The organism is Bifidobacterium mellis, assembly GCF_000967265.1.
In the GTDB taxonomy this organism is placed as follows: domain Bacteria; phylum Actinomycetota; class Actinomycetes; order Actinomycetales; family Bifidobacteriaceae; genus Bombiscardovia; species Bombiscardovia mellis.
Genome location: NZ_KQ033885.1, coordinates 1,119,827 through 1,135,255, shown reverse-complemented (window position 1 = coordinate 1,135,255; position 15,429 = coordinate 1,119,827). Strand labels below are relative to the sequence as shown.

The 15,429-nt window shown below is 64.1% G+C and carries 5 protein-coding genes and 1 pseudogene; 1 reads left to right on the top strand and 5 read right to left on the bottom strand.

Annotated features, from left to right (window positions below):
- Positions 1-91: 91 nt before the first annotated feature.
- The 5 genes and pseudogenes from JF70_RS04925 to JF70_RS08530 form a co-directional block, all read right to left on the bottom strand.
- Positions 92-1,075 carry a ribokinase gene (locus JF70_RS04925; RefSeq protein WP_420804936.1) on the bottom strand — a complete coding sequence of 328 codons (984 nt, stop codon included), beginning with the start codon at positions 1,073-1,075 and terminating at the stop codon, positions 92-94.
- Between the two features lie 54 nt (positions 1,076-1,129).
- Positions 1,130-2,164, bottom strand: a complete 1,035-nt coding sequence (locus JF70_RS04920; protein WP_024626484.1) for a LacI family DNA-binding transcriptional regulator — start codon at positions 2,162-2,164, stop codon at positions 1,130-1,132.
- 479 nt (positions 2,165-2,643) lie between these two features.
- Entirely contained in the window at positions 2,644-6,279 is a 3,636-nt protein-coding gene (locus JF70_RS08550) for an RCC1 domain-containing protein (RefSeq protein ID WP_082069402.1), read from the bottom strand.
- A gap of 526 nt (positions 6,280-6,805) precedes the next feature.
- Positions 6,806-9,672, bottom strand: a pseudogene (locus tag JF70_RS08540) (InlB B-repeat-containing protein).
- Positions 9,673-10,192: 520 nt separating this feature from the next.
- The gene (locus JF70_RS08530) at positions 10,193-13,789 is read right to left on the bottom strand and encodes an RCC1 domain-containing protein (RefSeq protein ID WP_082069401.1); all 3,597 of its coding nucleotides are present in this window, start codon (positions 13,787-13,789) and stop codon (positions 10,193-10,195) included.
- A 253-nt stretch (positions 13,790-14,042) separates the two neighbouring features.
- Here JF70_RS08530 and JF70_RS04895 point away from each other — a divergent pair, with 253 nt between their 5' ends.
- Positions 14,043-15,422, top strand: a complete 1,380-nt coding sequence (locus JF70_RS04895) for an alpha/beta fold hydrolase (RefSeq protein ID WP_045935493.1) — start codon at positions 14,043-14,045, stop codon at positions 15,420-15,422.
- The last annotated feature ends 7 nt before the right edge of the window (positions 15,423-15,429 follow it).

The window sequence follows — 15,429 nt, the reverse complement described above, 5'->3', positions numbered from 1 at the left end:
TCGGACCCTGACCAACAGACCTTGGTCATAAGATCCCGGTGGACTAATCCCGATGGCTCGACCTTGATGATCCGCCTCCGAGCGCCCGGCCTCAGGAGAAACGTAGCCTAATCTGCTCGGCCGTGCCGTAGGAGGCCTGCGCCCCCTGCCCGGTGGCGGCGTAGGCGGAGACGTAGGAGGCCAGTTGGGCGGCCTGCACCAGGGTCATGTCGGAGGCCAGGCCGGCCAGCACGGTGCCCATGAAGGCATCCCCGCAGCCAGTGGTGTCCACGGCGTCCACATGCACGGCGTGAATCCGGTAGGTCTGGCCATGGTCCAGCACCATGGATCCTTCGCCGCCCAGGGTGACGATGGCCCGATGGAAGCCGAAGTCCTGCATGGTCTGGTTGATCCGGTCCCAGTCGGCCCCCAGCCAGTCGCCGTCCTCGGGCTCGTCGATGCCCAGCAGCTGGGCCATCTCATGCTCGTTGACCAGGATCAGGTCCGAGTTGGCGATCAGGTCGGCGGGCAGGTCGGCGCGGAAGGGGGAGTCGTTGAGCAACACGGTCATACCGGCCTCGTGGCCCATGCGCGCGGCCTCGGTGACCGTCTCGATGGGGCTCTCCAGGCACAAGCCCAGCACCTTGGCCGAGGTAAGGGCCTGGCGGGAGCGGTGGGCGTAGTCCACATCCACCTTGCCGTTGGAGCCGGGGGAGTAGACGATGGTGTTCTCGCCGCTCGCGTCCACGGTGATGACTGTGGTTCCGCTGGCTCCCGGCACGGTCATCACATGGGAGACGTCCACTCCGGCGTTGCCCAGCTGCCCCAGCAGGAAGTCGGCGTTGGAGTCGGATCCCACGGCCCCGAAGAGCCTGACCTGGGCGCCGATGCGGGCCGCGGTCGCCGCCTGGTTGGCCGACTTGCCCCCGGGCAGCACCTGCAGGGGACCGCCGTTGATGGTCTCGCCGGGCTTGGGCAGCCGGTCGGTGTTGACGGTGTAGTCCGCATTCATGGACCCGACCACCGAGATGGACCCCGTGATGGCATCCAGTCCCTTGAGCACCTGGTCGGGTGCCGCCGCCATATCTTGAATCATGTTTCTCCGTTCCTTGATGAGCTTGTCCGCCTTGATGATCACGCTGTGACAGGTTCAGGGATCCTGGCCGGTGTGCGCGGGCGGGCGACCCACCGAGGCGCAGTGGCGGTAGCTGGTCTGCAGCCGGACCGACCGCACGGGAGAGCCTGCCATCAGAGCCAGGAGCATGTCCACGCAGCGGGTCCCCATGGTGTCGATCTGCTGGGAGATGGTCGACACTGCCGGGGTCAGGATGCGGAAGACGGGCAGGTCGTCGAAGGTGATCATGGACAGGTCCTCGCCGATGCTGATTGCTCGCGACTGGGCCGTTTTGATGGCGCGTATGGCATCCAGGGAGGATCCGAAGAGCACGCCGGAGATTCCCTGCCGGGCCCAAAGGTCGATCATGTCGGGGTCGAAGGTTCCGGGCTCTACCTGGTCGGCCAGGGGGTCGTCCATGCCCTCGATGCCTGCCAGCAGGTTCCGGTAGACGTCCAGGCGCTCCCGGAAGGTGGCCGATTCCTTGAGGGGCCCGGGCACCAGGGTGATGCGTCGGTGGCCCTGGGCGTGCAGATCCTCAAGGGCCTGTCGCAGGCCGGGCTCGGGGTCGGCGTCCACGCAGGGGATGGCCCGCCCGTCGCGCCCGGCGGCACCCTCGGCGGCACGGTCCACGCAGACCAGAGGCAGTCCGCGTCTGGTCAGTTCCTCCAGGGTGTGCGAGGAACGCGGCCCGGGCACGATGATGGCTCCGTCGATGTGCTGGCCCAGCAGGTTGCGCACCTGGGCCCGGTCCTCGCCGGGGTCGCCCTGGGTGGAGGTGCAAATCAGGGTCTGGAAGCCGTGGTTGAGTAGCTGGCCCTGAATCAGATAGGCCAGGTCCGCGAAGTAGGAGTTGCGGATGTCGGGGATGAGCAGGCCGATGGTGCGCGAGTGGGCGGAGTGCATGGATCGGGCCCGGGAGTCCGGCACATAGTGCAGGTCGTGGATGACCTGGTTGATGCGCTGTCGTGTGGCGGGGGAGATGCGCCCGGAGTCGTTGAGGGCTCGGGAGACCGTCGATACGGAGACACCGGCCCGTTGGGCCACATCCCTGATCGTCGCGTACGCCATCATGGCCTTTCGTCGAAGTGGTCGGCCGCCGGGCCGGACTGCCGACCTCGGCGGTTGCCTGACCGCCGCCATGGGCAGGCGAACGGTTCTGACAGCCTTCAGTTATATCAGTGCGGTAACGATACCGCAACTTTCACAGCATGGCCCGTCGAGGCTTGGCTGTGGGTGAATGTGAGCGAGGCTGAATGCGCGGAGACGAAGCTGCTGTTTGCACGATTATGCTGAGATAGGGAGATGAACAGCGGCCAGGCTGGCTAGGGGCTGTTAAGTCTCCTGGCCGGCTTGGCCGTGTTTCCCTCTCTCCCGGGCGGGGACGGGGGCGTGCATGCCTGCCCTCGGCTTCCGTCTGCAGAAGTGTGGTGGGGGCGCGGGAGGGAAGTGTCGGCTCTCTTGGGGTTTGAGCCTTGATTGACATGTTTCCTCCCTGCTCCCCCTTGATGGGCCGGGGGCGGGGGGATTGATACGCCGCCCGGCCGCTCTTACTCGTGTGAAGCGTGTGACAGTTGGTGTGTTTCCTTTCGGTGGCGGCGGGATGCGAGGACCCCGCCCATGCCGGTCATGCCGGTGGCGAGGGCGAGCAGGATGCCTTCCCCTCCTGCCTGGGGGAGTACGCCTGCGGGCAGGTACGTGTATCTGAGGGAGGTGTCCGGCGTTTGGGGTGCGCCGCCCAGCGTGTAGTCCACGCTGACGGTGACCGTGCCCGGCTGGTGTGCGGGCGTGAGCACGGTCACGCTACCTCCATCGCCGCGCGTCAATCCTGGTACGGCGGTCTGGTCGAATCTGACGCCGGTGATCACCAGCTGCAGGTTGAACGACACCGGCACAGGAACAAGACTCTTGGCTTTACTGTTATATTCTCCTGTGGGGATGCTGTCGTTGCCGAGCTGGCCATACTGGTTCCGTCCCCAGGTGTAGGCGTTGCCGTCGCTGCCCACGGCCAGCGAATGAGAGCCTCCTCCGCTGACCTGTGCGGCTTTCAGTCCTTTGCTCGTGTCTGTGGGGCTGGCGGGGTCATGCACGTGCACAGGAACCGACGAATGGCGGCTGGTGTTGTTGCCGAGCAGGCCGTAGCCGTTGTATCCCCAGGCGTAGGCGTTGCCGTCGCTGCCCAGGGCCAGGGAATAATGGTATCCGGCGCTGACCTGTGTGGCTTGCAGTCCTTTGCTCTTGTCGGTGGGGTTGGCGGGGTCGCGCACGCGCATAGGAACAGGATTCACGTCACCGTACCAGCTGGCGGTGTTGTTGCCGAGGTTACCATAGTAGTTGCATCCCCAGGCGTAGGCGTATCCGTCGCTGCCCACGGCCAGCGAATGATCCAATCCGGCGCTGACCTGCACGTAGGTGAAATCCTTGGGCAGGTCCGGGTACGTGTTGCGGTCGGGCGTCCTCACCATGACCGGCGTATTCCGCTTGGTGGACGTCCCTCCGTCGCCAAGCTGGCCATTGCTGTTGTATCCCCATGCGTAGGCGTTGCCGTCGCTGCCCAGGGCCAGCGAATGACCCCATCCGGCGCTGACCTGCACGTAGGTGAAATCCTTGGGCAGGTCCGGATACGTGCTGCGGTCGGGTGTCTTCACCCTGACCGGCGTGTTCCGATAGCTGGTGGTCGTCCCGTCGCCGAGCTGGCCATTGCTGTTGTCTCCCCATGCGTAGGCGTTGCCGTCGCTGCCCACGGCCAGCGAATGATGGGCTCCGGCGCTGACCTGCATGTAGGTGAAATCCTTGGGCAGGTCCGGGTACGTGTTGCGGTCGGGCATCTTCACCCTGACCGGCGCATACCGGGTGGTGGTCGTCCCGTCGCCGAGCCGGCCACTGCTGTTGTCTCCCCATGCGTAGGCGTTGCCGTCGCTGCCCAGGGCCAGCGAATGACCCCATCCGGCGCTGACCTGCACGTAGGTGTAATCCTTGGGCAGGTCCGGATACGTGCTGCGGTCGGGCGTCCTCACCATGACCGGCGTATTCCGCTTGGTGGACGTCCCTCCGTCGCCGAGCTGGCCGTAGCCGTTGTCTCCCCAGGCGTAGGCGTTCCCGTCGCTCCCCACCGCCAAGGAAAAACCATGGTCGGCGTCTTTTGGTCCGCTGATCTGGCTGAACCTGATGCCTCGGCTGGCGCTGTCTGGCGGGGTGATGGTGGTGGGTTCCCTGCCCAGCTGGCTGCCCTTGTCGGGGCTGATGCTCCACGTGGTGTTCCGGCCTGCGGGCGACCAGTGGGCGGTCAGGGTGAGATCCTTGTCGACGGGTCTGCTGAAATCGTAGGCGACATCCCCGGTGAACCATCCGTCGAACAGGAAACCGTCACGTGCCGGGTCGGGTGAGGGCCGCTTCACCCTGCCGTTCGTGGTGGGGAAACTCTGGTCTGCTGGTTCGGGTTTTCCACCGTCCGTGTCGAAGCGGACCGTGAGCGTGGATCGTGGTTCGGTGTCTCGTGTCAGCGTCTGGCCGACTGTGTATTTGAAGTTTCTGGTGAAGGGCCGGCCGTCCTGCCTGCCAGCGATGAGGATGACGGCTTCTCCCGGCTTGCGGGCGGGCATGTCCGTCTGCCATGAGTCGTTGTTCCTGCTGAGCGTCAATGCTTGGCCGTCCATGCTGGCTGTTTCCAGGATGGGCGCCTGTGTGGTGTTGAGCCTGGCTGGCCTGCCGGGCTGGCCCTGCTTATCCAGGCTCCAGGTGAACATGTCGCCCTTCGTGCTGAAGGCGGTGATCCTACTGCCGGTGCTTGAAGCTTGCACGTATGACTGATTCCCGTTGTCCGCGCGCTTGGGCGCTTCGCCCGGCTTCCAGGACCATACGTGGCCGTCCTTGCCGACGATCATGGCCTGGTTCTTGTTGGCGGTGATCCTGCTGGCTTTCATGCCTTCGGGCAGGTTGACCTGGATCATGGCGGTGGTGCTGTCGGCCAGGTAATAGGTGTGCCCGTTCGTGTCCAGGAGGACGGACCCTTGGTTGAGGGCTTGGGCTTGGACGGTGCGCATGCTCGGGTCCTGTTTGATGCGTGCGGGTTTGATGTTGCCGCTGTTGTTCGCATCCCAGGTCCAGGCCTGCCCGTCCGCGTCCACGATGAGGGCCCGGCTGTCGGAGGCGACGGCGGTGACGGCCTGCGCCTTTTCGGGCAGAGTGGTCGTGGTCTGCTTTGTGAATTTCGGGTTCAGATCCTGGCTGTCAGCATCGGTCGCCTGGTAGGCGTGGGCCTGTCTCTGCCGGTCCACGGCCAGGAGTCGGTCATTGTTTAGGCTGATGCTGGTGAACCCGGCATCCTGGCCGGTGTCGAGAATCGTGGGTGTGTCCTCTTGGCTGTTCCATGTGTAGATGTGCTGGTCGGATCCTAAAGCTGCGTGCCGTCGGCTGCCGGCTGCAACCTGCAGGTAGCGGAACCCGTCGGCGGCCTGGGCGGGGGAGGGAACCTGCTTGGTCGTGCCGTCTTGTGCCCAGACGTAGATACGGCCGTCGCCGGTCAAACCGACGGTCTGCTCTCCTGCGGCTTGGACGCTGACAAATTGAGGTTCCTGAGTTTTGGGCGGGCTGATAGTCAGCCGGGCTCCGGACGCGGGCCCATGGTCCGGGCTTAGTGTCCAGTCTGTGGTCTTGGTCCACAGGGCTTTCAGAGTCGTGTCTTGGAGGATTGGGGTCTGGAAGTCGAAAGGCTGGTTGTCGAGTGTCCACCCGTCGAATCGGAAGCCTTCACGCACTGGGTTCTGTTGTGGGGGAGTGGCGAGGGTGCCGGTTTTCACACTCGCTTGGGTGGGTTTGCTGCCGTCGGCCGGTTCGAAGCGAACTGTATGCGAAGTCTTATCATCTGTCTTTTCGGCTGATTTAGCAGGAGCGGAGTCTGTACTGCCGGTTGTTCCTGTCGTCGATGACGGGGTGTCTGGACTTGGTGTTGCGGAACTTAATGGTGTGGTGGTTTGTATTGGTGAGGGTGTGGGTAGTGGTGTGCTGGTTGCGTTGCTGGAGGAAATGCCGTGGGTTCCGTCAGCTACGCGAGGGGTCTGACGACCCCCCCCCCCGGTGAGGATAGGAGCGTCCGCCTGGGCGGATGCGACGCCCAGGCCTGCCAGCAGACTGATCAGGACGGTCATCATCGCCAGTGTGCGACGCAGACGGGAAACCGGATGCATGAAACCAAAACCCCTTCACCAAACACCAAGCGGAATCAACACCGCCTGCCTAATAAAGTTCTGTCTATCGGAAAGCCGTGCTGCCTGCCAACGCCAGCCCTGCATCGGATTACAGGAGCCATGGCGCAAGCCAGTCGTCTTCTCGACATCCCCCACTTTTCACCCTACCACCCAGTCCGCAGACAACACACAAGCCAGATCCAACCGCCCGGCAACAATGAGCGTGGCAATTGCGGAAAAGCGATTGTTTACGAAATTATGAGGTTGTAGGGAATGAACGGCGACTTGCCTGACTGAGTGCTGTAAGCTTCATATGTCGGCCTGTCTGTGTTTCTCTATTTCTCTCCTTTTTCTGAATGTGGGTGTGCATGCCTGCCCTGAACTCCAGCAGATAAAAGTGTGGTGGGGGTGCGGGAGGGGGTGTCGGCTCTCTTGAGGTTTAAGCCTTGATGGACACGTTCCTCCCTGTCCCCTCCCCCTGTGTAGGCCGGGGGCGGGGGGATTGATACACCGCCCCCGGCCTCTCTTACTCGTGCGAAGCTTGTGACAGTTGGCGTGTTTCCCTCCGATGGCGGCGGGATGCCAGCACCCCGCCCATGCCGGTCATGCCGGTGGCCAGGGCTAGCAGAATGCCCTCACCGCCGGCCTGAGGGAGCACGCCTGCAGGTGTGTACGTGTATCTGAGGGACGTGTCGGTCAGTGTGTTTCCCGCGCCGCCCATCGTGTAGTCCACGCTGACCGTGACCGTGCCTGGCAGATGTGCAGGCGTGAGCACTGTGGCGCTGTTGCTGTTGCTGTTGCTGACAGGAGTCAGATGCGTGCCAGGGCTGGTGTCGAACTTGGCTGCGGCGATCACCGGCTGCGGGTTGAACATCACCGACACGGGAACTCACTTGCCGTTGGTGGTACCGTCGCCGAGCCGACCGTTTCCGTTGTTTCCCCAGGCGTACACGTATCCGTCACTGCCCACGGCCAGCGAATGCCAGTATCCAGCACTGATCTGTGTGGCTTTTAATCCTTTGCTCGTATCAGTAGGGTTGGCGGGGTCACGCACGGGCACAGGAACATGCGAATCCGTTTTCGTGTTATTGCCGAGTTGGCCAGAGCTGTTGTATCCCCAGGCGTATGCGTATCCGTCGCTGCCCAGGGCTATCGAATGCCGGCCTCCGGCGCTGACCTGTACGTAGGTGAAATTCGTTGGCAGGTCTGGATACGTCTTGCGATCAGGTTTCTGAACCATGACCGGCGTATATCTGGAGTTTTTGGCCGTCCCGTCGCCAAGCTGGCCATACGTGTTGTCTCCCCAGGCGTACGCGTTCCCGTCGCTGCCCACAGCCAGGGAGAATGAACCAGTGTTTGAGCTGCTGATCTGGTTGAACTTGATACCGTTTGTATTGGTTGGTGGGGTAATGGTGGTCCTTTCACCGCCGATTTGGCTGCCCGTATCAGGGCTTATTGTCCACTTGTTTGACGACCAATGGGCAGTAAGTCTGAGGTCTTTGGTCACAGGCTTGCTGAAGTCGTAGGCGACGTTGTCGATGAACCATCCGTAGAACTGGTAACCATTGCGCGTCGGGTCGGGGGAGGGCCGCTTCACCCTACCGTAGGGGTAGCCGACTTGCTGGGGTTGGGGTGCCTGGCTTCCTCCTGCTGTATCGAAGGTGATCGTGTGGGTGGAATCCTGTTGAGCATCCCTTAACAGCGGCTGGTCGACGGTGTAATTGAGGCTCTTGGTGAAGGGCTTATCGTCCTGCCTGCCGGTGATGGTGATGACGGCCGGCCCGGGATCGCGGGCGGGGACATCTGCCTGCCAGGCATCGCCGGTCTTGCTGAGTGTCAAGGCTTGGCCATCCAGGCTGGCTGATTCCAGGGTGGGAGCTGTGGTGGAGTCGATTTTTGCCGGTTTGCCGGGCTGGCCGTGGGTGTCGATGCTCCACTGGCATAGGCTTCCCTGCCTGTCTAGGGCGGCGATTCTGCTGCCGATGCGGACTGCCTGCAGATAGTGCTGGTTCCCGCTGTCTGCGCGCGTGGGTGCCTCGCCTGACTTCCAGAACCAGAGGCGGCCGTCCTTGTCTGTGATGATGGCTTGGTCATTGCTGGCGCTGATCCGATTGGCTTTCGTGCTTTCTGGCAGGTTGACGGCTTTGGCACTGGTCGCGTTGTCGGCCAGGTACCAGGCCTGCCCGTCAGCGTCCAGCAGGAGCAGCCCCTGGTTGAGGGCTGCAGCCTGGATGATGCGCACATCCTGGTCCTGCATGATGGGTGACGGCTTCGTGTTTCCTGCCTGGCCTGGCTTCCATGACCATGCCTGCCCGTCCGCGTCCACGATGAGTGTCCGGCTGGCGGAGGCGACGGCCAGTGTCGCCTGAGTTTGCCCGGGCAGGCTGATTGTGGAGTGCTCAGTGGGTTTCATGTTCCGGCTGTCGGCCTGGCTGGTCTGGAAGATGTGGACACGGCCCTGCTGGTCCACGGCCAGCAGCCGGTCGTCGCTTGTGCTGATGCTGGTGAACCTGATGTTCAGGTCAGTGTCGAGGATGGTGGGCGTGGGCTGTTGGCTGGTCCAGGTGTAGATGTGCTGGTCGGATCCGAGGACCGTCTGCCACTGGCTGCCGGCTGCGGCTTGCAGGTAGTGGAATCCGTCGGGAGCTTGGGCAGGGAGAGGAACCTGTTTTGGTGTGCCGTCTTGTGCCCAAACGTAGATGTTGCCGTCGCCGGTCAGGCCGATAAACTGGCTGTCTGCCGTGTGGATGCTCGTGTAGTAGGGCTCCTGCTTGTCAGGCGGGCTGAGGGTCAGGCGGGCGCCGGAGGAGGGTCCGTGGTTCGGGCTCAGAGTCCAGTCCGTGGCCTTGGTCCAACGGGCGGTCAGCGTCGTGTCTTGCAGGATGGGGGTCTGGAAATCGAAGGGAAAGCCGTCACGCGTCCACCCGTCGAACCGGGATCCCTCACGTTGCGGGTTCTTTTGCGGAGGTGAGGCAAGCGTCCCGGTCCTCACGGTCGCTTGGGTGGGTTTGCTTCCGTCGGCCGGATCGAAGCGCACCGTGTGCGCGGCCTGATCATCTGTCTGCCGGGATGGCCTGGTTGAAGCGGAGTCTGCACTGCCTGGACTGTCTGTCGGCGATGACGGGGTGTTTGGGCTTGATGTCGTGGGGATCAGGGGCGAGGCAGTTGTCAGAGGTGAGGGCGAAGGAAGCGGCGTGCCGGTTGTGCTGCTGGGAAGAGTGGCGGGGGTTTGCTTAGCTACGCGAGGGGTCTGACGACCCCCCCCCCCCCGATAAACATAGATTCAGTACCAGCGTCGGTTTCAGCTTCGGCTTCGACCATGCCCAAGCCTGACAGGAGCAGCAGAAGAATAATCACGAACGTCAGTGAACCCGCTCGGGAGCCTATACGGATGACTTACAAACCTCTTCCCCAACAACAGGCTTGCCTGCCTTCTGTTATTCCCCAACGACAAGCCAACACCACTGCTACATCTTACTTGCAGAGGAGTCTCTCGAACGGTCAAAGCCGATCCGGCGCCAATTGCCCGAATGCGGTCAGAAGACGAAAGACCCCTCAACATCCCCACAAAAATCATACCATCTGAACTTATAGGCATCGGCCAAATCCACGTCCAGGCGGTTGGGAAAGAGCGACTGCTTATAGTAATTATTTGGGATAGAGAAACAAACAGCGGCCGGGCTGGCTGGTGGCTGTTGAGCCTCTTGGCCGGCCTGGCCGTGTTTCCTCCTCTCCCAAGCAGAGGCGGGGGCGTGCATGCCTGCCCTCGGCTTCCGCCTGCAGAAGTGTGGTGGGGGCGCGGGAGGGAAGTGTCGGGCTCTCTTGGGGTTTGAGCCTTTAAGTGGCACTTGTCCTGCCTGCTCCCCCTATGTAGGGCCGGGGGCGGGGGGATTGATACGCCGCCCGGCCGCTCTTACTCGTGCGAAGCGTGCAATAGTCGGCGTGTTTCCTGCCGGTGGCGGCGCGAGGCGAGGACCCCGCCCATGCCGGTCATGCCGGTGGCCAGGGCGAGCAGGATGCCTTCCCCTCCGGCCTTGGGGAGCACGCCTGCTGGCAGGTACGTGTACCTGAGGGTAGTGTCCGGCGTTTGGGGTGCGCCGCCCAGCGTGTAGTCCACGCTGACGGTGACCGTGCCCGGCTGGTGTGCGGGCGTGGTCACGGTCACGCTGCCGCCGTCGCCGCGCGTCAGCCCTGATGCGGCGGTCTGGTCGAACCTGACGCCGGTGATCACCAGCTGCAGGTTGAACGACACCGGCACAGGAGCCGACTTGCTGTTTCTGCTGTTGTCGCCGAGCTGGCCACTGCTGTTGTCTCCCCATGCCCAGGCGTTCCCGTCGCTGCCCACGGCCAGGGAATCATGGTATCCGGCGCTGACCTGTGCGGCTTGCAGTCCTTTGCTCGCGTCCCCGGGGCTGGCGGGGTCGCGCACGCGCGCAGGAACAGGATTAAAAGTGGAGCCACTGCTGTTGTTGCCGAGCTGGCCATTGCCGTTGTATCCCCATGCCCAGGCGTTGCCGTCGCTGCCCAGGGCCAGGGAATGAGAGTATCCGGCGCTGACCTGCAGGTAGGTGAAGTCCGCTGGCAGGTCCGGGTACGTCTTGCGGTCGGGCGTCTTCACCCTGACCGGCGTAGACTGGCTGTAGCTGGTTGTCCCGTCGCCGAGCCGGCCATTGCCGTTGAATCCCCAGGCGTAAACGTTGCCGTCGCTGCCCAGGGCCAGCGAATGCAGCCATCCGGCGCTGACCTGCAGGTAGGTGAAATCCTCCGGCAGGTCCGGGTACGTCTTGCGGTCGGGCGTCTTCACCCTGACCGGCGCATACCGTGTGGTGGTTGTCCCGTCGCCGAGCTGGCCCACGTAGTTGTATCCCCAGGCGTAGGTGTTGCCGTCGCTGCCCAGGGCCAGGGAATGATAGGTTCCGGCGCTGACCTGCAGGTAGGTGAAGTCCGCTGGCAGGTCCGGGTACGTCTTGCGGTCGGGCGTCTTCACCCTGACCGGCGCATTCCGGTAGCTGACGGTTGTCCCGTCGCCGAGCTGGCCATACTGGTTGTATCCCCAGGCGTAAACGTTGCCGTCGCTGCCCAGGGCCAGGGAATGAGAGGCTCCGGCGCTGACCTGCAGGTAGGTGAAATCCGCTGGCAGGTCCGGGTACATGCTGCGGTCGGGCGTCTTCACCCTGACCGGCGCATGCTTGTCGTCTATCGTCCCGTCGCCGAGCCGGCCATACTGGTTGTATCCCCAGGCGTAAACGTTGCCGTCGCTGCCCAGGGCCAGGGAATGCCAGTATCCTGCGCTGACCTGCAGGTAGGTGAAATCCTCCGGCAGGTCCGGGTACATGCTGCGGTCGGGCGTCTTCACCCTGACCGGCGCATGCTTGTCGTCTATCGTCCCGTCGCCGAGCTGGCCATAGTAGTTGTATCCCCATGCGTAGGCGTTCCCGTCGCTGCCCACCGCCAAGGAAAAACCAGGACTACCGCCGTATGTTGATGCGCTGACCTGGCTGAATCTGATGCCGCGGCTGGCACTGTCAGGCGGGGTGATGGTGGCGGGTTCCCTGCCCAGCTGGCTGCCCTTATCAGGGCTGATGCTCCACCTGCTGTTCCGGCCTGCGGGCGACCAGTGGGCGGCCAGGTTCAGGTCCTTGTCGACGGGCCTGCTGAAATCGTAGGCGACCTCGCCAATGAACCAGCCGTCGAACAGGAAGCCTTCCCGCACAGGGTCGGGTGAGGGGCGTTTCGCCCTCCCGTATGGGGCGGGGACAGTCTGGTCTGCTGGTTTGGGGTTTCCGCCGCCTGTGTCGAAGCGGACCGTGAACGCGGGTCCTGGTTCCGCAGCCCGTGCCGGCGGCTGGTCGACCGTGTACGCAAGGCTCCTGGCGAAAGGCTGCCCGTCCTGCCTGCCCGTGATAAGGATAGCGGCCTGTCCCGGCTTGCGGGCAGGAGCTTCAGCCCGCCAGGAGCTGCCGGTCTTGCTGAGGCTGAGCGGCTGGCCGTCCAGGCTGGCTGATGCCAAGGTGGGCGCAGCAGTGGTGTCGAGCCTCACGGGTTTGCCGGGGTTGCCTTGGGCGTCCATGCTCCACGCGAGCATGCCGCCCTGCCTGCTGATGGCGGTGATCCTGCCGCCGGCAGCGGCGGCCTGCACGTACTGCTGGCTCCCGTCGTCTGCGCGCTTGGGGGTTTTGCCGGGCTTCCAGGCCCAGACGTGGCCGTGTTTGTCGATGATCGTGGCCTGATTGTCGCTGCTGTTGATTGTGCCGGTTTGCTCGCCGTCGGGCAGGCTGACGATTGTCGGGCTGCTCTTGCCATCGGCCAGGTACCGGGCCTGACCGTCCGCGTCCAGGAGGAGGAACCCCTGGTTGAGGGCCTGCGCCTGGACGATATGGGTTTCCGGCTGCTGCTTGACGCGTGCGGGCTTGGCTTTGCCGGTCTTGCTCATCTCCCAGGTCCAGGCTTGCCCGTCCTCGTCCACGATGAGGGTCCGGCTGCCGGAGGCCGCAGCGGTGACGGCCTGCGCCTGCCCGGGCAGGCTGATGGCGGCCTGCTGTATAAGTTCCGGGTTCTGGCTGTCGGCATTGCTGGCCTGATAGGCGTGGACCTGTCCCTGCCGGTCCACCGCCAGCAGGAGGTCGTCGTTCAGGCCGATGCTGGTGAACCCGGCATCCTTGCCGGTGTCGAGGATGGCGGGCGTGGGCTGTCCGCTGGCCCAGGTGTATATCCGCTGGTCGGATCCCAAGGCGGCCTGCGACCGGCTGCCGGCTGCAACCTGCAGGTAGTGGAACCCGTCGGGAGCCTGGGCGGGGAAGGGCACCTGTTTGGGCGTGCTCTCCTGCGTCCAGGTGTAGATGCGGCCGTCGCCGGTCAGGCCGAGGATCTGGCCGCCTGCCGTTTGGATGCTGGCGAATTGAGGCTCCTGCATGTCGGGCGGGCTGATGGTCACTCGTGCGCCGGAGGCGGGTCCGTGGTCCGGGCTCAGCGTCCAGTCCGCGGCTTTGGTCCATTGGGCTTTCAGGGTGGTGTCCTGGAGGATGGGGGTCTGCAAGTCGAAGGGCTGGCCGTCACGCGTCCATCCGTCGAACCGGAAGCCCTCACGTTGAGGATTCTGTTGCAGAGGGAAGGCGAGCGTGCCGGTTTTCACGGTTGACTGTGCGGGCTTGCTGCCGTCGGCCGGGTCGAAACGCACTATGTGCGAAGCCTGACCATCCCTCTTTTCGGCTGGCTTGGCCTGGGCGGAGCCTGCGCTGCCGGGTGTTCCCGTCGTCGATGACGGGGTGCCTGGCGTGGGGCTTAATGGTGTGGCTGGTTGTATCGGCGAGGGCGAGGATAGCGGAGTGCCTGGTGCGCTGCTGGGGGGAATGCCGGGGGTTTGCTCAGCTACGCGAGGGGTCTGACGACCCCCCCCCCCGGTGAGGACAGGAGCATCCGCCTGGGCGGATGCGACGCCCAGGCCCGCAAGCATTCCCAGCAGGATGACAGCCATCGCCAGGATGCGGCGCAGACGAGAAACCAGATGCATCAAACCAAAACCCCTTCACCAGACACCAAACGGAATCAACGCCGCTTGCATAACAAAGTTCTTCTTGTCGGAAAGCCGCCCATTGCTCAATGTCAGTCCGTGCAAAAGATTGCACGAGCCGGGACAAAAGCCAGTCGTCTTTTCGACATCCCCCGCTTTTCACCCTACCACCCAGCCCGCCAACAACACACGAGCCAGGTCCAACCGCCCGGCGACAATGAACCCGACTGATCTCAAAGAAAGGAGCCAGCGTATGACCAACCAGGGATATTATCTGCCGGGACTCTACGTTCGGGAGGGGTCCATCCCCGTTCCCTTGGACTGGGCGGGCAGTGAACCTGGCGTCTGGCGAGCCGAAGATCATTCGGGCCAGGCGGTCATCCGCTGCTTCTACCGCGTGGTCTGCGCACCCGAGCACATCCACGACGACCTGCCGCTGCTGGTCTACCTGCAGGGCGGCCCCGGATCGGGCGCCCCACGGCCGCTGAACGCCACTGCCGACGGGTGGATGGCCGAGGCCCTGCGCAACTTCCGCATTGTCCTGCCCGACCAGCGGGGTACGGGCCGGTCCAACGCCATCGACGGCTCCACCATGGCCTCCCTGGGAGAGCCCCGGGCCCAGGCCGACTATCTGAAGCATTTTCTGGCCGACTCCATCATCAGGGACTTCGAGCACCTGCGTCGCACGGTCTTCGCCGGCCGTCCCTGGGTGACCCTTGGGCAGAGTTTCGGCGGCTTCCTGACCATGGCCTACCTGTCGAACTTCCCCGAAGGTATTGCTGCGGCTTTTACTACCGGGGGCGTGCCGCATATCCCCGCTGATGCCTATGAGCTCTATTCCCATACCTTCACCAAGATGGCCCAGCGGTCCCAGATCTTCTATCAGCGCTATCCGGGGGACCAGGACCGTGTGGCAGCCATTGCCGACCGGCTGGCCCAGGGTGATGTGGTTCTGCCCGGAGGCGATCCCCTGAGCGTGGAGCGGCTGCAGACCCTGGGCGCCGACCTGGGCAAGAGCGGCGGGTTCGAGCGTCTCCACTGGCTGTTGGACACGGCCTTCCTGGACGGGGACGGCAGCCTGCCCGCTTCCGGCGCCAGCAGCTCCCGGGCCACCCTCTCGCAGGCCTTCCTGGAAGGGCTGCGGGCGGCCACTGCCGTCACACCGCTCTATTGGCCCCTGCAGGAGTTCATCTACGCCGACGGAGACTGCGAACCCCTGCGCTGGGCTGCGCAGCGGGTGCGCGATGCCCGTCCTGAATTCGACACTGCTGCCCGCCCGCTCATGTTCACCGGGGAGGCGATCTTCCCCTGGATGTTCGAGCAGGAGTCGGCCCTGCGCCCCTTCGGCCCGGCGGTCAGCCTGCTCATGGAGGAGGGCTCCTGGGGCCACCTGTACGATCCCGACCGCCTTGCCGACAATCAGGTACCCCTGCAGGCCGCTGTCTATGCCGACGACCTCTACGTGCCCTCCGAGCTTCAGCTGGACACCCTCTCGCGCGTGGGTCACGCCCATGCCTGGGTGACCAACGAGTTCGAGCACGACGGGCTGCACGGGGACAGGGTCTTCGCCCACCTCTACCGGCTGGCCCTGGAGCGCGGCGATCTGGAGGGGCTCTTCCCGGCGCGCGGCTAGACTTGAG

Coding starts and splice junctions, on each gene's coding strand:
- JF70_RS04920 (WP_024626484.1), bottom strand. CDS start 2,164: ATGGCGTACGCGACGATCAGGGATGTGGCCCAACGGGCCGGTGTCTCC.
- JF70_RS04925 (WP_420804936.1), bottom strand. CDS start 1,075: ATGATTCAAGATATGGCGGCGGCACCCGACCAGGTGCTCAAGGGACTG.
- JF70_RS08530 (WP_082069401.1), bottom strand. CDS start 13,789: ATGCATCTGGTTTCTCGTCTGCGCCGCATCCTGGCGATGGCTGTCATC.
- JF70_RS08550 (WP_082069402.1), bottom strand. CDS start 6,279: ATGCATCCGGTTTCCCGTCTGCGTCGCACACTGGCGATGATGACCGTC.
- JF70_RS04895 (WP_045935493.1), top strand. CDS start 14,043: ATGACCAACCAGGGATATTATCTGCCGGGACTCTACGTTCGGGAGGGG.